The organism is Paenibacillus sp. FSL R7-0302 (assembly GCF_038006885.1).
Taxonomy (GTDB): Bacteria; Bacillota; Bacilli; order Paenibacillales; family Paenibacillaceae; genus Paenibacillus_AQ.
In genome coordinates this window covers 4,965,688-4,987,110 of record NZ_JBBOWB010000001.1, presented here as the reverse complement: position 1 = coordinate 4,987,110, position 21,423 = coordinate 4,965,688, and the positions used below count along the sequence as shown (strand labels likewise).

15 protein-coding genes are annotated in these 21,423 nt (G+C 47.3%); 4 read left to right on the top strand and 11 right to left on the bottom strand.

The window, feature by feature from the left end; all coding sequences use genetic code 11:
* The first annotated feature begins 141 nt into the window (after positions 1–141).
* Positions 142–711 carry an RNA polymerase sporulation sigma factor SigK gene (gene sigK / locus MKY96_RS21440; protein WP_340944694.1) on the top strand — a complete coding sequence of 190 codons (570 nt, stop codon included), beginning with the start codon at positions 142–144 and terminating at the stop codon, positions 709–711.
* A gap of 15 nt (positions 712–726) precedes the next feature.
* On the opposite strand, the gene MKY96_RS21435 is transcribed toward sigK, so the two are convergent.
* Positions 727–1,590 (bottom strand): helix-turn-helix domain-containing protein, encoded by an 864-nt coding sequence (locus tag MKY96_RS21435; RefSeq protein WP_340943109.1) that lies wholly within the window; start codon positions 1,588–1,590, stop codon positions 727–729.
* 118 nt (positions 1,591–1,708) lie between these two features.
* Between MKY96_RS21435 and MKY96_RS21430 the strand changes: the two genes are divergently transcribed.
* Together MKY96_RS21430 and MKY96_RS21425 are read left to right on the top strand one after the other, a co-directional pair.
* On the top strand, positions 1,709–4,813 hold the full coding sequence (locus MKY96_RS21430; RefSeq protein WP_340943108.1) for a glycoside hydrolase family 2 TIM barrel-domain containing protein: 3,105 nt from the start codon (positions 1,709–1,711) through the stop codon (positions 4,811–4,813).
* 46 nt (positions 4,814–4,859) lie between these two features.
* Entirely contained in the window at positions 4,860–4,988 is a 129-nt protein-coding gene (locus MKY96_RS21425) for a hypothetical protein (protein ID WP_340943107.1), read from the top strand.
* 52 nt (positions 4,989–5,040) lie between these two features.
* Here MKY96_RS21425 and MKY96_RS21420 read toward each other — a convergent pair whose 3' ends face one another.
* The 6 genes from MKY96_RS21420 to MKY96_RS21395 form a co-directional block, all read right to left on the bottom strand.
* Entirely contained in the window at positions 5,041–8,160 is a 3,120-nt protein-coding gene (locus MKY96_RS21420; RefSeq protein ID WP_340943106.1) for an amidase family protein, read from the bottom strand.
* 677 nt (positions 8,161–8,837) lie between these two features.
* Positions 8,838–9,848 carry a glycoside hydrolase family 130 protein gene (locus tag MKY96_RS21415; RefSeq protein ID WP_340943104.1) on the bottom strand — a complete coding sequence of 337 codons (1,011 nt, stop codon included), beginning with the start codon at positions 9,846–9,848 and terminating at the stop codon, positions 8,838–8,840.
* A 36-nt stretch (positions 9,849–9,884) separates the two neighbouring features.
* The gene (locus tag MKY96_RS21410) at positions 9,885–10,835 is read right to left on the bottom strand and encodes an MTP-1 family protein (RefSeq protein ID WP_340943103.1); all 951 of its coding nucleotides are present in this window, start codon (positions 10,833–10,835) and stop codon (positions 9,885–9,887) included.
* Positions 10,836–10,868: 33 nt separating this feature from the next.
* Positions 10,869–12,431: an extracellular solute-binding protein gene (locus MKY96_RS21405; protein WP_340943102.1), complete on the bottom strand. Its 1,563-nt coding sequence runs from the start codon at positions 12,429–12,431 to the stop codon at positions 10,869–10,871.
* A gap of 58 nt (positions 12,432–12,489) precedes the next feature.
* The gene (locus tag MKY96_RS21400; protein WP_340943101.1) at positions 12,490–13,362 is read right to left on the bottom strand and encodes a carbohydrate ABC transporter permease; all 873 of its coding nucleotides are present in this window, start codon (positions 13,360–13,362) and stop codon (positions 12,490–12,492) included.
* A gap of 24 nt (positions 13,363–13,386) precedes the next feature.
* Positions 13,387–14,238, bottom strand: coding sequence for an ABC transporter permease (locus tag MKY96_RS21395; protein WP_340943099.1), 852 nt, complete (start codon positions 14,236–14,238; stop codon positions 13,387–13,389).
* Positions 14,239–14,619: 381 nt separating this feature from the next.
* Between MKY96_RS21395 and MKY96_RS21390 the strand changes: the two genes are divergently transcribed.
* Positions 14,620–16,872: a helix-turn-helix domain-containing protein gene (locus MKY96_RS21390; RefSeq protein WP_340943098.1), complete on the top strand. Its 2,253-nt coding sequence runs from the start codon at positions 14,620–14,622 to the stop codon at positions 16,870–16,872.
* 261 nt (positions 16,873–17,133) lie between these two features.
* On the opposite strand, the gene MKY96_RS21385 is transcribed toward MKY96_RS21390, so the two are convergent.
* From MKY96_RS21385 to MKY96_RS21370, 4 genes are all read right to left on the bottom strand, one after another.
* On the bottom strand, positions 17,134–17,850 hold the full coding sequence (locus MKY96_RS21385) for an ABC transporter permease (RefSeq protein ID WP_340943096.1): 717 nt from the start codon (positions 17,848–17,850) through the stop codon (positions 17,134–17,136).
* Positions 17,850–18,800, bottom strand: coding sequence for an ABC transporter ATP-binding protein (locus MKY96_RS21380; RefSeq protein WP_340943095.1), 951 nt, complete (start codon positions 18,798–18,800; stop codon positions 17,850–17,852). Before MKY96_RS21380 ends, MKY96_RS21385 begins: the two co-directional genes overlap by 1 nt.
* Before the next feature lie 123 nt (positions 18,801–18,923).
* Positions 18,924–19,967: a HAMP domain-containing sensor histidine kinase gene (locus MKY96_RS21375; RefSeq protein ID WP_340943093.1), complete on the bottom strand. Its 1,044-nt coding sequence runs from the start codon at positions 19,965–19,967 to the stop codon at positions 18,924–18,926.
* 1 nt (position 19,968) lies between these two features.
* Entirely contained in the window at positions 19,969–20,664 is a 696-nt protein-coding gene (locus MKY96_RS21370; RefSeq protein ID WP_340943091.1) for a response regulator transcription factor, read from the bottom strand.
* Positions 20,665–21,423: the final 759 nt, after the last annotated feature.

Here is a 21,423-nt window from a genome sequence, read left to right as displayed (position 1 = left end):
ACAATCTGAGAGTCCCTTTTCAGGGACTCTTTTCTTAGTCTCTGCTGCCAGCACGCAAGTCTACAACTACAATGTTCTTCTGGTACCAAGAATATTTCGAGAATGAGTTTAAAGTGCAACCTAAATAAGTTCCCAGAAGATATCTTCTGTTACCTTTTTAAAAATGTTGTAACAATTAAACTGACATCGCATCGTGTCCACAACCTCAAGAAATTCGACAACACCGGCGAAGACATGGAGGACCTGATCTCCATCGGCACCATCGGCCTGATCAAGGCCATTGAGAGCTACCGCCCGAACAAGGGCACGAAGCTGGCTACTTTTGCGGCAAGATGTATCGAGAATGAAATCCTGATGCACTTACGTTCGCTGAAAAAAACACGTAAAGACGTATCCCTCCACGATCCGATCGGAACGGATAAGGAAGGCAACGAGATCACCCTGATCGATATCCTCGGCTCGGAAGCCGATGATGTGATTAAAGAGGTCGATCTGAAGATTGAGAAGAGCAAGATCTATCGGAATCTGGATATTTTGGATGACCGGGAGAAGGAAGTCGTAGTCGGCCGCTTCGGCCTGGACACCGGCGGGGAAGAGCGGACGCAGCGGGAGATTGCGAAGGAGCTGGGGATCTCGCGGAGCTATGTGTCGCGGATTGAGAAAAGGGCGCTGATGAAGCTGTATCATGAGTTTTATAAGGTGAAGCGGTGAACTCATAATCAATTTCTAAAGCAACTTGTCTGCGGATGAGTTGCTTTTTGTTTTACGAATATATCGTCCTGGAGATACCCCTTCGGACTTCGTGAATTGTTTGGTGAATGAATATATATCCCCGTAACCAAGACTGACGGCTACGTGTTTGATGGGAAGTCCAGACAGCAGCATCATTTTTGCCTGTCTCATTAAATGTTCAGTGTGGTATCGCTTAGGGGAAATTCCTGTAGTCTCTTTAAACAATTTCCGAAAGTTCTCGTAGCCCATATTCACGGCAGATGCCACTTCCTGAATATCAAAGTGAATATCATTGGAGGCACTAATCAGCTCGCAGGCTTTTGTTATTTTACTTTCAATTTCATTGCTATGAGCATTATGAATGCTACTGTGTAATCTGATAATCAAATCCTGAGACTTCATTAGCAGGGAGGGAAGACTTTCATCTGTTGCACTTTTCAAGGCTTTCAGCAAGGAAACAAAATCAAAGAAAAAATCATTCGTATGCTGTGTCGATTGGACTTCCTTATCGGAATTAATAATTCCAAGTGTCTGTAAGTATGAATAGACAGGATACCCGACACTGATATAAAACTCGATCCAATTCCCATCTGGTTCAATTGCAGTAGAGTGCAAACGTTCAGGTAGACGTTGAACAAGATCACCTGCTTGCATAGGAGTAACGGTACCGTCCGCAGAAATAAACTTTCCAGTGCCTTGCAATACTACAAAACAGCTGTAATAGCCTATCTTAAAATCATATTGAGAACGCTCTGCTGATCTTTTCCGCATAAAGCCGCAAGATAAAATACCTTGATTAAAGTCTTTGCCGATACAGCGGTAGATTACATCATTTTCATTAATGTCTTCAACATTCATGTACGCACACCCCTACCAAAATGGATAAATGAAATACCATACTCAACATTTAATATAAGGGAATTTCCTTATATTATAGGGGCATCTACATTAAAAGATCAACCAATTAGAACAATGGATGGGAGTGTTATTTAAGCCAATGAAGCTAAGCAGAGATTGGGAAAATCAATATGTTACTCAAAAAAACCGTTATCCCATGCATGAGCCCTACGGAGTATACGAAACCGTTGAACAGGCTTTGAGCGGAGACCGGAGAAAGTCTAAATACGTAAAAAGCCTGAATGGAATGTGGAAGTTTAAATGGTTCGGATCTCCCGATGAAGTAACGGATGAATTCTACAGTCCTGAATATGATGTTTCCCATTGGGATCATATTCCGGTTCCTTCCCATTGGGAGCTTTCGGGGTATGGAAAACCTGTATACACCAATATGTTATATCCCTTTGTTCAAAAAGGGGAGGGTTCAAGTCACGAAATTCAACTCAGGAATAATGAATACATTTTGAATCCGCCTCATGTGCCAGAGAGTAACCTTACCGGTTGTTACGTTAGAACGTTTGAAGTTGACGAACATTTTAACGAAAGGGATATATTTATCGATTTTGGAGGTGTAGAATCGTGTTTTTATCTGTGGTTAAACGGCAAAATGGTTGGTTATTCTCAGGATAGTAAGCTTAACGCTTCTTTTGATATCACGGATTACATTCAAAAGGGACAAAACCTTATAGCTGTTCAGGTGATGCGGTTTGGAGCCGGTACTTATCTGGAGGATCAGGATTACTGGCATCTCTCGGGGATCTACCGGGATGTTCTCATTTATGCAAAACCACGTATGCGCATTCATGATTATAAGATCGAAACCCTCTTTTCCGGTAATTATAACAATGCCGAATTATCCGTGACGGTTGTACCTAATAATCAAGTGAATGGTTATGGTGATGCCCATGCGCGCTTGTCCCTGTATGATAGCGATCAGCAATTGGTGACTGCGTTTGAAACGCCAAAGTTTGCGGATTGTGATTCCTACCTGCGAGAAAAATATGTAGCAAAGGTTACAAAAACCATTTCAAATCCTCACTTGTGGAGCGACGAGAGCCCTTATCTCTATAAATTGGTGTTAGAAATGATTGATTTGTCTGGAAATGTAGTTGATATTGAGAGCGCGAATGTCGGCTTCCGTGAAGTGAATATCGATCGCAAAGGGGTCCTGAGAATTAATGGGAAGCGTCTCATTATACGGGGAACCAATCTTCACGCCTTTTGTCCTGAAACAGGACGAGTCGTAACAACAGAATATATGCGCGAGCAAATCAAGGTCATGAAATCGCTGAATATCAATGCGGTAAGAACAAGTCACTATCCGCACGCAATCGAATGGTATGACTTGTGTGATGAACTGGGCATTTACTTGGTGGATGAAGCCAATATTGAAACACACGGTCTTGGCGGCCAGTTAAGCGCATCCCCCGAATGGACAAATGCGTATATGGAACGGGCTACACGGATGGTTCTGAGAGATAAAAATCATCCATCCATTATTCTCTGGTCTCTGGGTAATGAATCCGGTTATGGAGCGAATCATGCTGCGATGTACGGCTGGATTAAGGAGTATGACAAAACAAGGTACGTTCAGTATGAGTCTCTGAATCCTCCGGCAAACATATCCGATATTATGGCGCCTATGTATCCTCAGAAAGATTGGATTCTGGATGTCATGGCTGAAAGCGAGGATTTGCGTCCTTTTATTATGTGTGAATATGCGTACGCGAAAAGTAACAGTAACGGAAACTTTAAGGAATTTTGGGATCTCATTCATAAATTCCCGCGGTTTCAAGGAGGATTTATTTGGGATTTTCAGGATAAAGCGCTGGTTAAGCAGGATAAAGACGGAAATAAAAAGTATGTCTATGGCGGGGCATTCCAGGAAGAGGTTACTGATCCTGCACCTGATATGTGCCTGAATGGTATAGTTTTCCCAGATCTCACTCTCAAGCCAGCTGCGAATGAAATCAAAAATGTACAAGCTCCTATCCAGATCGATTACATGCCTGGGAATAATGGCTTTCGAATTTATAATCATTACACGCATCGGGATTTAAGCCATTTGAATATGGTTTGGGAGCTGGTTTGCGATGGAAAGGTGACTGAAAGCGGTAGTTTGCCTAGATATCACACAGCACCCGGATCCGTTGATAAGCTGCAAGCGCCATACGATTCGTCTAAAGTCTCCGGGGAAGCTTTTCTGAATTTCCATGCTTATTTGGACGAGGACACCTTCTATTCTAATAAGGGAACCTGTATTTATGCATGCCAGATAGAGATTAAAGATTCTATTAATAAAGTGCATACCGGAGATATAGAAAAGGATAGCTTGAAGTATGATGAAACGGCAAATGAAATTCATATCTATAATGAAAATACGTCGGTTCTTTTCTCGAAAGAAACCGCAGAGTTCATCTCTGTAAAATACAATAACAAGAATTATTTCACGGGAGGAACCAATAACTTCTATCGCCCTCCGACAGGCATTGATGGAGGTATTCATCTCGAATCGTCCAATTATGCAGATGAATGGAAAGCTCTCGGGCTCCATTCCCATCAAAAAGAAATCAAGAATATTCGGGTATTTGCAGCATCTGCTGCTGTTATCATTCAAGTTCATTGTCTATATCATGGGTGCATTGAAACAAAAACTAATTATACCGTCGGCGGCAAAGGTATAGAAATCACTAATACCGTTGTGAACAATGCCAAGGTCGACACCCTCCCGAGAATTGGGCTAAGCTTTAAGTTCTCAGATGCGTGGAAGAAGTTGAAATGGTATGGTCGCGGGCCATGGGAAAACTACGCAGATCGTAAATCTGCCGCATTCGTTGGAGTCTATGAGAGCACTGTAGAACAGCAGCACGTACCCTATATCTTACCGGTAGAATGCGGTGGTAAGGAGGATGTCCGGTATTTATATTTGTCATCCCAAGAACAAGCAGTAAAAGTATCGGCAGCGGGACATTTCCATTTTGATATTCATGGACACAGTATTGAGCAATATGACAATGCCGCCTATGAAGACGAGCTGGGAAATTCAGATTCTGTTTATCTTAATATTGATCACAAACATGCAGGTCTTGGCGGAGATACCGGCTGGACCAAAAATATTCACGATCCCTATCAAATTAAGAAAGGTATTTATGTTTATAGGGTAACTATAGAAATTATTTCTTAAGAAAAACGCATCCGCTGCAAACTTCAGATGATATCCTTTCGTTTATATGCCGAAATTATTTGAAAAAGATGAGCAACTGGAGATGCCGACAATGATAAGTGAGGGGCAAATGGTTAGAGAATATTGTACAGGAAAGATCGAGAATATGACTGAGCAGGACTTCATCCATGAATAAGACAAAGGCCATCCTTTTTAGGATGGCCTTTCCTTTACACTTTTAACTCCTCTTACTTCCCACTCTCCAGCAATCTCGCCACCATAGTAGCGAACTCTGCCCGAGTGATATCTTTAGCAGGCTTAAAGGTGCTGTCTTCGTATCCTTTGATGATGTTATTCGATGCGAGTGCATCAATGGAGTTATAATACCAAGCTTCTTTGTTAACATCCTTGAATGATGTGTTTCCGGTGCCGGTCAGCTTGAAGGCTCTGGTGATTAGTGTTGCTAGTTCACTGCGGCTAATCTTCGCGTTCGGACGGAAGGTGCCATCGCTGTATCCGTTCATCAGGCCGGCACTGGCTGCTGCGCCGATATACTTATTGGCCCAATGTGCCCCAGATACATCGGTGAATGTACTTGCTTGTCCATCAAGTCCCATGTGCGTTGTAATGACCTTAATGGCCTCGGCACGGGTCAAGCCTGCATTCGGACGGAAGGTGCCATCTTCATAGCCGGTTAGTAATCCTTTGGAAATCAGCAGGTCAATGCTTGCTTTTGCCCAATGATTCAGTGTATCTGTGAAGCTGACCACTACCGGCGTAGGTGTTGGTGCTGTTGTTTCTGCTGGTGCTGGTGTAGCTGTAGGAGCCGGTGTAGCTGTAGGTGCTGGCGTTGGTGTTGCCGGTGGAGTTACGGTACCTCCTCCAGGACTTGGATTGCTTGGTTCATTGTCTACTGGATCAGGATCAGTAGGGGTTGGAACATATGGGAGTGCTGGTGCAAAAGCGGTAAGCAGTCTGGCTTGACTTTGCTGCTCAAGCGCATAGCCCATGCCCAGAACCTTGGCATCGTCCCACGCTCTGCCCACAAGCTGCATCGAGATCGAATATCCGCTGTCGTTTGTTCCCACAGGAACCACTACCGTAGGGAGACCCACATTAGATGTTAATACGCCCGTGTTGCGGTCCGAACTTAATTGAGAGGCTGATGCGTCATTGTTGTAGACGTCACTGATGAAGCCTGCATAGACAATGGCATCCACGCCATTCTCGTCCATCCAGCCTTTGATCACTTCCTTATAGTCCGTTCTATACTTGATGTAATCTTGTACAGCCTGTTCCGTCATCCGCGTAGGTGCAGTGTAACCTCTCTGATTATAGATAAGCACCTTATCTGAAGCGAGTACACTTGCTCCGTCCGCGTAAGGGAAGGCTTTGTGAAGCTCAATGTAGCGCGCCCAGCCTTCAGTAGATCCGTTAATGCCTTGAGGACGGGTAGGAGCTGCTGGCATTTTTGTCATTTCAACCATTTCCGCTCCCGCAGCTTGCAGTTCTGAGAACTTATTCTTTACGGCTAGTCCGGTATCATCATCAGCATAACTGGAGACAAAGGATTCGGGGATGAATCCGATTTTCTTTCCTTTCAATGCCCCGGCATCCAATGATTCCTTCCAGTTCTCCGGACGTTTATGATCTGCATCAGCAGTTACGGTGAAAATATCCTGCGGGTCCGTACCTGTTGTAGCATTCAGCATAATGGCCAGGTCCGTTACGGTTTTGGCGATAGGGCCCGCATAATCCTGTCCCCAAGTGAGCGGCAGTACACCTGTCGTACTGGCCATGCCGTCTGTACCGCGGAAGCTCTTTAAGCTGGCGCCTGTTGTCGGTGCATAGAGAGATACCCCGGTCTGCGATCCCATGGCTGCTGCTGCGAAATCAGCTGCTACCGATACGGCCGAACCGCCGCTGGAGCCAAAAGAGGTTTTGGACGGATAGAGCGCATTCCATGTCTGCATCCAGCCGCTTTCACTGAAGCTTCCGCTGTTCGCGAACTCCGAAGTGTTGACTTTACCAATAATGACCGCGCCGGCTTCCCGCAGCTTATTCACCTGGAAGGCATCCGATTCCGGCCGCCAGCCTTCTAGTGCTTTACTGCCGCCTGTTGTAGGCATGTCCTTGGTGTCGTAGATGTCTTTAATCGCAATTGGAATTCCCAGCAGATCACCCTTGGCACCTTGTGCACGGGCATCGTCAGCAGCTTTGGCCTGAGCCAGCGCGGTTTCGGATACATGCAGGAAGGCATGGAAGCCAAGTTGCCCCATATCGTATGCCTTGATTCGATCCAAATACGCTTGAGTAATTTGTACAGAAGTCGTTGTACCACTAATCATATCCTGCTGCATCTGTGCAATGGATTTATTCACAACATCGTAAGGGGAGGAAGTGATGAAGCTTTGCGCTGCCGGAGCCTCTGGAATGAACAGGTTATCTCCAGTATTAAGTCCCTCTATGCCTGAGATATCCCAGTTGCTGATGGAGCGGATCTGTGCAGGGGTTAAGCCGGATACATCCAGCTGCTGATGGAGTCCATTAAGCGTGGCAACCAGATTGTTCAGCCCGGCTTCACCAGCTTCTCCAACTTGTACAAAATTCACCAGGGATTTCGACTGGCCCGGTTCAAGATTCAAGGTATTAATGAAGCCATAGAAATTCGCCTCATTACCGGACTTGGCCAGAGGTGTGGTGAATGGATTCTGCTGCTGATTCCCAAGAGCCGTTAATCCATTATTAAATGGATGTGGAGACCCGACTGCAACACCTAGAGGTTTATTGTTTCTGGCACTGCTATCGACCACAATCCATGAATCGTCTGTAGTCACCTCCAGATCATTGGAGTAGGTTGCCTTGACCACTGAAGCATTAGCCGCTGTGCCATAGCCTAAGGAGCCGCCGAAGGAGACATCTACTTTTACAGCCATATCATTCTTATTGGTAAAAGTATCAAAGAATCTAGTCCGGTTATTGATAGTGTCCACATACACATCACGGGTGACGGTGACATTTCCCAGATTGACAGATTGAGAGGAAGTGAATCTATTAACGCCATCGTATTTGAGGTCGAACCCGCGCATCATTTGTCCATTCATTAGGGAGGCGGAAGGCGAAGATACTTTAACAAAGATATTACCGAAGCCCTGCACTTGTGTAGTGCCGACGGTACGCAAGCTTCCTGTGTCCAAGCTGGGAGCAAAAGCATCGTGAATCTCCCATACAGTGCCACTAGATGAAGTAACCCTCGTTAACGCATCTGCCGTTTGAAACGGAATGACTCCTGAAGCAATAACAGATAATGCAATGGAAGTAGCTATAACTTGCCTCTTAGTTCTACGCAGACGTTTCAACTTACTCATGTAGGCAATCTCCCTTTCCTCTATGTATATTATTAATTGTGTTAAGAAATATAACATTGTATATTAATTCAGTCAATGAATAATATGAAATTGAACTATTTTTAGAGATTTTAACAAAGGGAGAGTACTGTATTTATTAAAAAGTGTATAAAAAATAATATAAAAGTGTTTTATATAACATTTAATGTTATGTATATGGTAGTTATCCTGGTTAGTTTTTTCATAACCCTACTTTTCTGCTGATAGATTATGGAATGTGCTACAATTCACCCATCCTGATCGTTACAGGGGCTGTGGCAGCTTTTCTCATTGTTTTTACAATCCAATTCTATTACCCGGCTGTTTTGGACAAGTGTGTGGATCGCGTGGAGTCCTTTTTACGCAGCCAGAAAAACAATCCTGCTCTCTCTACATTCAGTATGTTCTTGCGAACAGGCTTGAGGATGAAGCGAGAACGGTTATGGAGCAGCTGATGAGCAAGCATAAAAGCCGACAACAGGGAGCTTGCGATTAAGTATGCGAGGGAAGCAGTAGAGGCTTCGAGGGGCGTCCAGCGTTATGTGTTATACAAGGAGTACGAACGAACGTTACCGCAAGCGGTTGAAGCATAGTTTGAAAAAGCGGGTATCATCCTCATTCAAGGATGATACCCGCTTCTGTTAGTTAGGATGCCAGTCTTACTGTCCTAAACAAACCCTGATCAGATCATCGACATGCGCGGTCGCCAAACATTCCACAGTGTCAGCAGCACCGTAATAGATTTTGACTTCGCCGTCATCCTCCAGGATCATGCCGCCGGGGAAGATGACGTCGTTGCGGAAACCTATGTCCATTTCGTAGGGGGCTTCCGGGGCAAGCAGCGGCGAAGCGCTCATCCCGAGAATTTTCTTCGGATTGTTCAGGTCAAGCAGCATAATACCTGCCGTATACCGCTTCTTCCAGGACGGCTCCCAGCCGTTCTTGCCTCGGGCCGGATCAAGATCCACCGCATGGAAGGTGGTCAGCCAGCCCTTATCTGTCTTCACGGGCGGTGCTGCCGGACCGATCTTGTCATTGGCGAACGGGACCTGCTCCACCGCCAGCAACAGCTCCGAACGTCCCCAGTAGATCAGATCCGGTGACTCCGCGATCCAGGTGTCGAACCGGTCCTTGCCTCCGCGGCTGTAGACGGTGAACGGCCGTTCCAGCCGCACATAGTTGCCGTTGATCTTCTCCGGGAACAGCACCATATTCCGCAGGTCCGGCGTGGACAAGCTCAATATTTCAAAGGATTCGAAGTCATCCGTTACGGCGATCCCTCCCCGGATACCGTGCCGCGTATCTACAGCGAAGCACATGTAGCAGCGGCCGTCAATTACCGTCAGACGCGGATCATATCCGCGCACGAACTCTTCATCGTTCAGCTTGAACACCGGCTTGGGGCCGGCCGTCCAGTGGATGCCGTCTTCACTGAATGCGATACCGAGATCCGTTGTATGAGAGGGCTCAAGGGTCTGCTGCTCAAGGGAGCCATAGTCATTGCGGAATACCATCACATACCGGCCGCCGAACTTCACCACTCCCGCATTGAACACAAGTGCGGTGGGATAAGGGACCCGCGCTGCATCCAGCACAGGGTTGGCCGGGTGACGGCGGATGAGCGGGCTGGATGCCAAAGCTCCTATGACGGGTGTACTTGCCTGATTCATCGTTTGAATATCCTCCTTATGAGTAAGAACTGTATTCTAAACAATATGTCCATGGGGGGCGAACGGATAGTCGATTGTAATCCGCCCGGCCTGGCAGTCGCCAACGCCGCTGTACAGATCGGCCTTGCCGTCGCCCCGCATCACGATCCCCGAAGAGAAGACGCAGTCCGTCAAATAGGGTAACTTGGCAGGTCCGGGCGGGTAGCAGGAACGGCTTCCGATCAGATGCAGGTCATGGGATTCCCGGGTCACGGGATCGAAGACGAAGGCCATGTTCAAATATACCTTGATTTCCTGCCCGTTCTCATCCTTATGCTGATAACAAATATGGCCGATGATTCCGATTTTGCCGCTGCTCAGCAGGTAAGCCTGATTGACGCCTCCCCATTCACCAGCTCCGAAGATACCGTGGATGTAAGGGGCATTCTCAATGACTTCAGCAGTCAAATCCTCCAGCTTGTCAATCACCGTGAAGCCGATCATGGATTCGCTGCCATATTGGCCCTTCACCTCGTGGCCCCGCGGACGCGAGAAGACGCCAATTCTGCCGTCTGCCAGAGCAACAAGACGGATATCCTTCATTTTGTTAGGACCGGTAGTGAAGTAGTACAAATCGTGGAGGTCCGTCCCCCGGTAAAAGTAACCGAAAAATGTGCTATATTTGCCGCTCTGATATTGCACATGGGTTCCGCCCAGTACAAGCTCATCTCCTATTTCGCTGATAAACGGGTCCTCCAGCGTGTAGATCATGCTGTTCTCCACCAGGGTCCATTCATCCTGGCCTGTCTGCTCGAACAGCCGGACCCAGGAGCGGGCCCATTCCTCCCGGCGTTCTACCCGGCCGAACAAGTAACGTTTGCCATCCCGTTCAAAAGGAATCGAAATATTATAGACATCGAATCCGTCCACGTTTTTAAATACCAGAGTTGTGCTGTCATAGATGGTTTTGGTTGCTTCAAATTCTAGTTTTTGCTGATGCAGGCTCACGATTTCTCCGCTCCTTTTGTATAGCAGCTCGTTTTATTGCTGAGAAGCTTGATATTCCTTGAACTGCTTTTGGTATTCGGCAACGACCTTGTCCAGACCTGCCTTCTTCATCTTATCCAGCGCTTCGGGGAAGGACTTGTCGTAGTCCAGTACCCCCATATAGATTGGAGTGATGCTGGCTGAAGCTTCCGAGAGAATATTGGTATACTCGGTTCTTACATTCGTCGGGTCAAAAATAAAGTTGGCTGCGATACTATTGACCGCACTCGGATTAGGCTCGAATAAGACCTTGTTATTCTCAGGAATACTGCTCTCCGGGTCAAAGCGCATAAAGTTCACATTGCCGTTCTGGGAATCAGAGCCTCTGTATCTTGGATTATTATTGTTGTTCGGGTCTCTAATAGGCTTTAGGCCCTTGTCGCCATCTTTGGTGTAGTGCTCACCCTCGATGCCGTATTGAACCAGATCGTAGTTGTCTTGGCTGGCTAGCATCCAATCCATAAACTTAACGGCGGCCTCCGGATGCTTGCTATTCGCCGGCACGGCATTTCCGTTCTTGAAGGAGAGGGGACGCAGATACTCTTTCTCCGGGTTAAACCATACGACGCCGATATCGTCCACTGTAGCTGCCGGGTTGTATTTCTGGAGCCCGTTCAGGCTTCCGCCGGTTCCCAGGCGTACGAACCATTCTCCGCTGTCGAGTTGGGCATCTACCTGCTCCTGCTTCATGACCAGGATGTCAGGATTCGTAATTCCCTTGGTGTACAGCTCGTGCATGAAGGCAGCATCCTTCTTGAATTCGTCAGTTTCAATCCAGGATTTGACCTCTCCATTCTGGTTGACATAGAAGAACTTATCCTTAACGGTGAACGGGAAGGTGTCATAGGTCCGGTGCAGGATGGAGGTATGCAGATTGATCGGGTCAAAATCGGCCCGGGTGCCTAAGTAAGGCTTGTTCTTTCCCTTCCAGTTCTTCATCACCGTCTCCCAGGCGCTAATCAATTCAGCCGGAGTTTTAGGCTCCTGCAAATTATTTTCGCGGAGAATATCGCGGCGGATATTAAACTGGCCTTCGCTCGCCATTTCAACCCAGTAGGAGGGGACGATATAATATTTCCCGCCGATGGTTGCCCCGCTAAAGATATCCTCCGGAATATACTTTTTCAGGTTGGCTCCATACTTCTCAATCTCATCCGAGATATCTGCCAGTGCGCCCCGGGTATAGTAGTTGGAGAACGGAGTACGGTCCTGCATGACATGGAACAGATCGAAATCATCGCCAGTGGACAGCATCAGGTTCAGCTTCTGGTCCCAGGCATCCCAGGGGATGAAGATTTTCTCTACGGCAACTCCGACACCGTCTGCAGCCAGCTTCTCATTGACCTTCTGGAACACCTTTTGGTAATCCTTGGGCTCGGTGCCGGGAACGACGTATTTGATCTTGACGACCTCAGAGCCATTAGCATTCTCTGCATTCGGGGATGAAGCATTGCTTTCTCCATTTGCGGCAGGGCTGGCATTATCGGCCTTGCCGCACCCAACCAGGGTGGACAGGGCGAGCACCACAGCTAACAGGGTTGCATAGGATTTTCTCATGAATAATACGGACCTCCTCTTATGATGTCTTATATATGTTAACCCCTAAGGGATGACATCAGCCTTTCACTGAACCGATCACGAGCCCTTTCACGAAGTATTTCTGTAAGTAAGGATAGAGGAAAACAATCGGCCCGATGGTTACGATGGCTGTCGCCATCTTGACCGACTCCGAGGGAAGCGTAACATCGCTTGTTCCCGCCAGCATGGCCATATCGTTCAGCATACTGATCTCCGATTGCATCTGCAGCAGCATGAATTGCAGCGGGTACAAATCCTTCGTGTCAATCAGCATGATCGCATTCCACCAGTTGTTCCAATAATCCAGTCCATAGAAGAGGGCAATCGTCGCCAGTACCGGCTTACATAACGGAAGATAAATCTTGAAGGCAATGACAATATCACTGGCTCCGTCTATGGTGGCGGATTCCCGCAGCGAATCAGGAATGCCGTTCATGAAATTGCGTACCAGGAAGAGGTTGAACGGGCTGAACAGCAGGGACGGAATAATCAGAGCGAGAATATTATCGGTTAATCCGAGCGCACGGTTCATCAGATACCAGGGCACAATGCCGGCTGAGAAAATCATGGTGATAAAAAAGTAAAGGGCCAGCAGATTGCGGTGCCTCACATTTTTGTTCGCCAGCGTGTAGCCTGCCATAGAAGTAATCAGCAGGGCCAGCGTGGTACCGGCGAGAGTGACAAAGATCGAGATGCCGTAGCTCTGAATGACCTGGGAGCCGCTTGTAAAGATCAGCTTATAGGCATACAGAGAGAATTTCTCCGGAAACAGGCTGTAGCCGTTCTTAAGAATAGCATCCTCATCCGTGATGGAGATCATCAGCACGAGCAGCATCGGAAGCAGGCACAGTGCCGAATAGACCGCAGTCAGCGTGTACATGACCGTCCTGCTGATTGAGATTCTTTTCATTAATACTCCTCCTCCTTCCTGGATTTAATATAATGCGCCATCTTTGAAGTACTTGCGGGTAATGGCATTGGTACCAAAGACAAGGATAAATCCGATAACGGACTGGAACAGTCCCACGGCCATGGCTTCGGAAGGGTCGCCGATCTGGCGCAAGGAACGGAATACATACGTATCAATAATATCTGTGGTCGAATACAGGGTACCGTTGTCCCCGATGAGCGCATAGATCATCCCGAAATCGCCGTACATAATTTTGCCGACCGAGAGCATCGTCAGAATAATAACCGTTGGCATCATTAGCGGAAGCGTGATCCGAAAGCACATCTGCAGGCGGCCCGCCCCGTCAATCTCGGCTGCTTCATACAACGTCTCATCGATGCCGGTAATGGTTGCCAGATAGATAATGGCGCTCATGCCGGCTCCCTTCCACACATGCATAATGGTCAGAATCGCCGGCCAGGACTGGGCTTCGGTGTACCAGTTCACGGAGGCCATACCGAACTGGTTCAGAATTCTATTGATTACGCCCATATCCATGGAGAAAAGCGCATACAGCACATAGCTGATGACGATCCATGAGATGAAGTTGGGGAATAACATCAGCGACTGGCTGATCTTCACAAACAGCTTCTTGCGCAGCTCGTTCAGCACCAGTGAAATGGCCAGCGCCATCAGCGTGCCGAAAATAATAAACAGTAAATTGAGGTAAATGGTATTAAAGGTAACTGTAAGCGCTTTATTGGAACGGAAGAAAAACTCAAAGTTTTTGAAGCCCACCCATTCGCTATGGAAGATTCCCTTTGTATAATTGAACCGCTGGAAAGCAATGACCATATAAGGATAAGTCAGATAGCCGAAAATAAACGTGTATGCCATGGCCGGCAAAACCAACAAATAGGATGTGCCATTCCTGCGGATGTCTGACAGTATGCTGAGCCCTGGACGCCGTTTTTTCTTCAATTCCTGTTCCCCCCTATTTGTTTGTATAGATGACTGTTGCCTTGATTTCAGCTTAGCCATGGCCGCAGCAAGTGTCTATTTTAAAAGATAGCAAACGCTTTCAAATTCGCTCTTAAGGCTTTCAAAAAAACGGAATGGCTTTCATTTTCCCCTGATTCAGTACCTTTTCAGCTGGAAATGTACTATATTTAGAAATGATACCGAGCAGCATGGGGGGGATACAGCATGCGGGCAACCATCAAGCGGCTTGTTCGATACAAGGCCTTTCAAAAACTCACCATTTCATATTTCCTTCTCGTGCTTCTAACCGTAAGCCTGCTGTCAAGTGTACTCTTCTCCCTGTTCTCCCGAAGCGCGATTAAGGAGATCGAACGTAATTCCCGGGCGATGTTATCCCAGATTACTTACGCCTCGGATGTCGTCTATAATCAGGTCATGACAATCGGAAATACACTGCTGATTCAACCGGAGATCCTGTCCTTTCTGGATGAGACGGTGGAGAACAAGGTAAGCAATTATCATATTTATCAGCAGATCGAACAAATTGCCAATCTGAACCCGTATATCCACAGTATCGGAATCCATCGGCCTTCTACAGGCACGACAATCGATACCGCCGGGCTTCCGTTCGACGCATCGCTCACCGCGCTCAGTGCGAAGCAGTACATGGAGTTCAATCCCCGCAGCCTTAAGGTTGCGGGCCGGAATAACGGCAGACCGTTACAGTTCCTGACCTTCTTGCTGTATCCGAACTTCGCATACCAGACCGCAGGCAATCCGCTGATCTATATTAATGTAGAGGAGCAGTCGATTCTGACGACCATCCGCAAGATCGGCAAAGCGGACGCGGCCAATAATGTGTTCGTGATTAATAATGAAGGTAAAGTATTATCTCATACCGATTCCAATCTGTTCCTGGATGATTTATCCGGAGAAGAGTATGTGCGGACCCTGTTAATCGAGAACCAACCGGAGAACAGCTTCACCACAACGATCGGAAACGAAAAGAATCTGGTCACTTATGTGAAATCCGAGGGACTTGACTGGTATTTTGTAAGCGTTTCACCGTATTCTGAGCTCATCACTGACATTGACAGGCTACGGAGTATTACGCTGCTGGTCACAGCCGGTATTGTTCTTGCAGGTTTGTTGATCTCTATCCTGTTGACCTCGAACATGAATAGGCCCTTATCGGCGCTGCTTGAAAAAGTAATGCCTAACCCGGCTAATCCCGCACGCGGCTTGGCGCTTATTGATGAATACAAGATGATGACCGAGGTGTTCCATTCCTATCATGAACGCGAGAAATCGATGCAGTTTGTCATCAGCCGCTCTTCCCGGACCGTCCGTGAGCATTATCTGCATGCCTTGCTGCGTGGTCATTCCCTGGAGGACTCGGCCTCCAGCGAGATGATTAAGGAGATCGGCGAGGAGGTTGCGGGACCGTTCTTCGGCGTGCTGGTGTTCAAGATCAATGAGTTTGAGCCTGCAGGGGAGAGGGTGGAGGGGAAACAGCAGTCCTTGCTGCGCTTCGCACTAGGGAATATTGCCAAAGAGCTGCTGGAGCATATCGGCCCCTGTGATGTTCTTATTATGGGAGGAAGTGAAGCCGTTGCCATCCTTCAATACACGAAAAATCAGCTGCCGGAGGAGTTGAAGCCTGCCTTGCGTAATGTTCAGAGCTTCCTGAACCGTTACTTCAAGGTGACTGTATCGGTAGGTGTAGGAGATATCTCCTTTGGCAAGGGGAATATTCCGTCCTCGTATACTTCAGCCCAGCAGTATGTGAAATACCGCTTAATCTATGGAAAGGAAGCGATTCTAGATGCAGCAGCGACACGGCACCATGTGTTAACGGCCTTAAGCTATCCCGCCGCCTGCGAGAAGAAGCTGATTGATGCCGTGCAGCAGTGCAAGACGGAACTCATTGTTAGCGCAATCGGAGAATTTATAGATACCATATCCGGCGGTTCCGTTCATCAGGTCATCACCTTCAGCAGTCAGCTCATGTTGTCTTTGCATAAAGCTTTTGACTATTTACAGCATGTGCCGGATTCGAATTTCAATGATTACCTGCAGGCCGTAACCGAGATTGAAGGGGCTGAGGATCTGACGGAGATCCGTAACCTGTTTGGCCGCTATTGCAGCACAATATGCACTTTAATTGAAGAGAAAAATCACTGGCTGAATGCGCAGAAGCATAATATTCTCATTGAAAAAGCACAGAATTACATTCATGAGCATTATGCTGAGCCTAATGTCTCCCTCGATCTGGTGTCCAATATCGCCGGACTATCCCCCAGCTATCTGGGCAAGCTGTTCAAAGGAGCGACCGGGCAATCCTTCAGTGAATACCTGAACAACACCCGGCTGGACAAAGCGAAGGAGTTGCTTGCTTCTACGCCTGACACGGCGGCCAAGATCAGTGAAGCGGTCGGGATCTACAATATCACTTACTTCTCCACCTTGTTCAAGAAAAAGTACGGGCTGACCCCTTCGGCCTTCCGTGAGCAGGAGGCGATGAAGAGCGCCGCAGGTGATGATGAGTAGTCGTTTCCCGCTTAAACAGCGGAGAGGACGGAACGATTGTGGAAAAGCGATAGCGGTCGCCTTTGTGTCCGGATTTTCACCGCTAAGGGGAATGAAAAAAATCTGGACACAACAGCGATTGTAACAACGTTCCGTTTGCGGAGCGTCCACCCAAGTACTCACGTTGATCCTGCTCCGCAATAAAAAGCTGTCCCAAGTAGCCATTTCATGGCCTTTGGGTACAGCTCTTTTCTTCATATGATGTGAGATGATCCGGCCCTCTTATGGCTGCTCTGCATATCTCCACCAGGCAAAGGTTCCGGCGATTCCGATGATCCCGGTATACGCAACAATGATGATACTGCTTAGCTGCAGCGAACCTGTGCTCTGGAATACCGACGGGATGGTCCATGGGAAATAAGGCGCGAATCCGAAGGAGGCCAATACATTGGATAGAATAACGATGATCAGGATGAGTCCCAGGGGTGCAAGGTAGCCCCTCGTCACATTAGCCAAAAGAATGGTTGGCGCGGTCACCAAAATGTACAACAGCGAGGTGACCAGGAACTTAAGGAACAAACTCCAAATGAAAGCGGCGGACCCGCCTTCTACGCCCAGGATGGCCCCTACGGCAAAACCTACAGCAAACATATAAACGGAAAGCAACAGGCACCATGCCAAAATGACCAGGAATTTGGACAATACAATTTTCGCTCGGGAAATGGGCTTGGCCAGTAAGTCCTTAATGGTCCGATCCGAAAACTCCCGCCCGAATACCCATGCTGCAACAAAGGTGTATCCGATCAGTCCCAGCGGGGCAAGCGTCTCCAGCAATCCGGTTAAATACGCTTCCCAGGTAACACCGCCGGCGGCACTGGATAATACATTTCCAACGCCCATCATGATGGGCCCGAAGCCCAGAACCAGGAACATGATCCAGAACACATTCGAGCGGATAATCTTGCGGAGCTCACAATGTAACACCGATAGAATATTCATTATCTAATCCCCCTGTTAACCCCGATAGTGCGGAGAAAATAGCCTTCCAGATCCTCTGTAACTACCCGGAGCGATGTGGGCGGCTGATTGGATTGAACCAGCAGTTCGGCCAGCCGTTCAGGATGATCTGCGACATGTTCATTGGTGAGTCTGATATAGCCGTCCGGGGTATCCACAAAGGCATAGCCATGCTCTTCCAGCACCTTCTTTAAGGCAGGCTTGTTCCGGCCGTTAACGACCAGACTTTTCTCTAAGGACTGCTCCAGCTTGTCCATTGCGACTTCTTGCACCAGCTGACCGCCGTGGATAATTCCAATCCGTGTGGACACCTTCGAGAGCTCCTCTAACAGATGGCTGGATATGAACACCGTGATGCCGAAATTGTGCGCCAGATTATATAACATATTTCGTATCTCAGCTACGCCTGCGGGATCAAGGCCGTTGATCGGCTCGTCCAGGATCAGAATTTCCGGGTTGTGAATCATCGCTTTGGCCAGTCCCAGGCGCTGTTTGTTCCCGAGTGAGAGATGTTTTGCTTTTTTCTTTTGGTGCGGCGCAAGCCCCAGCTTGTAGATTACCTGAGATACGGCATCCTTGTCCGGCATCCCTTGCATGCGTCTTGCGATCTCAAGATTCTCTGTTACAGTCAGATCCGGATAAAAGGTAGCCTCCTCCAAATATCCGACATTGCTCCATAATTTAGAGTTTCCGGCATCGACCTTCTCACCTAACATATAGAGCTTGCCGGAGGTAGGCTTCAGCATGGCCAGCAGCATCTTGATCGTCGTTGTTTTCCCGGCGCCGTTCAGTCCCAGGAATCCGTAGATCTCTCCCCGGCTGACCTCCAGCGAAAGATTGTTTAATATGGTATAGTCGCCAAACCTTTTGTGCACACCGTCAATGTGTATGGCGGGCGTGCTGCCGATTCTTTTCTTGGATAAAATACTCATTTTTCCTCAGACCTCCTACTTGTAAAGCCAGTGTTTGTTGTGTTCTGCTGTAACCTATTGTCACATCCAAACATGAAGCTTTATTAAAAGAAAAATAAATAGATCTGAAGAAAATATAAAAAACTATAAAGGCAGGCTGAACCGTATCCCCAAACCGCCGTATTCAGAAGGGAAGGCCACAATTTCACCCCCGTGATGCTCAATAATTGATTTACAGCTGGCCAGTCCCAGGCCAAGCCCGCCCTTGCGGATCTGCCGCGACGGGTCTACCGTGAAGAATTTGAGGAACAGCGAAGACATATCCTTATCCGGCACACCAATGCCATTATCCTCTATTTGAAAATAGGCATGATGCTCCCGCAGATAGCCAGTCATATAGACCTTCAGCTTAGGCTTCCCTCCATATCTTACGGCATTGCTGAAGAGGTTGCCGAACACCCGGCGGAGCATCGGTTCATTGACCATAAGCCTTATACTGTCGGTGAAGTCATGGCGGCAGGTTAGTTCGATGTCCAGTCCAGCAAGCTCGTACTCATATTCAAAAGCGATGTCTGCAAACAGTTCTGTCGCCTTAACAGGTGTAGCGGTCATGGACTCGAGCTCCATTTTTTCTTTGGTGAAGCGGGAGAAATCATTGAGCAGTTCAACCATAAAGGCTGACTTCCGCTGAATCAATTCATAAAATTCCTGCTTTTCAGCATCAGGTAAGTCCCCATGTGTAGCCAAAAGTTCGGTGAAGCCGTTAATCGAGGTCAGGGGTGTCTTCAAGTCGTGGGCGATGGCGGCAATCATATCGGTCTGTTCTCTGTGGGCAAGCTGAAGCCTGTGCTCCATCTTATTGAAGTGCTTATACAGTTCTCCGATCTCGTCCTTACGCTTCAAAGCCAGCGGAGGCAGGGGGTGGACCACATTGACTTCCTCCAGCCGGGCATTCAGACGCCGGATAGGCTTCTCAATATAATAATGAATATAGATGATCAGAATGGAAAATATGCAGCCGGCGATGACGAAGATGGGCAGCAGTAATACTACATATGGTGAATCCAGCAAAGTGGTACGTATGGGGGAATATACGGCGAAGACAAACTTCAAGTACAAACCAATAGAGAACATCAGAATCAGCAGCATTAGCAGGAATAACAGGGGAAGCTTGATTTTCAGTTTCATCCTATTGCTCTCTTTCCGTGTATTTATAGCCTATGCCCCAGATGGTTTTGATGAAGTGTTGCTCAGGACCCAGCTTCTTGCGGATATTCTTAATATGAACCGTTACGGTGTTGATCTCGCCATATTCGTCTCCCCAGACGTTCTCATAGATCTGCTCCCGGCTCAGTACCTGGTTGGGGTGACGCATCAGGACAGACAGAATCAGAAATTCCTTCGCGGATAAGTCGAGCTTCTGGCCGTACAGGAAGGCTTCATACGTTTTATCATTCAAAAGGAGCGGAGCATCGGCCTTTTCTTTAGCGGGACTAAGCTCGCCCCACTCTTTGTGCAGCCTGTCCACCTTGCGGAAATGAGCCTTGATTCGGGAAGCCAGCTCCTGAATACTGAATGGCTTGGTCATGTAATCGTCTGCGCCGATTTCCAGACCGACAATTTTATCAATGTCCTGATCCCGCGCACTTAATAACAGAATCGGAACATTATAAGACGACCGGATCGTTCGGCAGACATCCAGTCCGCTCATATCAGGCATGACGATATCGAGAACAATGAAATCAATAGGGTGATCCTCCACCGCAGACAAGGCTTCTCGCCCGGAACTGGCCGTAATTACAGCGAATTGCTCATACCTTAGCGTCTTGCTGATGAGTTTCACGATTTCTTGATCATCATCGACAACTAATATTGTTTTTGACATTTGACTACCTCCCGGGCACTAACCGTTCTGAGGTTAATCATAATTGCTGGATAGTGTTGTTGCAATCCTCAGCAGGTCTCTTAATTGGAGAGATTAGGTCCGGTGTATGTTCATAAATAATAGTCTTTCCTGTTAAGGCAATATCATCATTTGCGCCGGGTAATTCCCAGTCAGGGAAAGAAACCTTAACTTCCATTGTTGTCTCGTTATCTTGAATAAAAACAATGTTCTCAGAAAATGTCCCCCACTCTGAACATCCGAGGAAGGAGAGAGAAGAAAGTGATGAAAAATGAGGGAGAGAGATTTGCTGACCTAGACAAGAAATTTGATCTTCTAATTCTGTAAAGATGGAATATTATATTTCTCGTTGATTGTATTAGGAAAATAATCATTTAGATTAGGTACCATTATTTCCGGATAAGAAATGGGTGAAATTTAATTTATTATTATTAGAACTGTACATAGGATCAATACAGATCAAAGTTCGATCTTCTTCCGAATAGCCAATGACCACGGTCCTCTTTTTGATAGCCGTCAACCCATGGAATCCAAAATATACTCATATAAATACCAACCGGGTAATTCTAGCCCCCAAGCGCTGGTGTACATTAGTTCATAGTCTCTCCCCCAAAACGAAGAAACACTCACTATTAGGTCTTGTGTACATGTTTTCTTAGGATCATAAACAGGCATTATTTCAAGTAACATAAATTACCCCTTTCATTTAAAATGGGTAGAGAATTAAGAGAAATACATAAA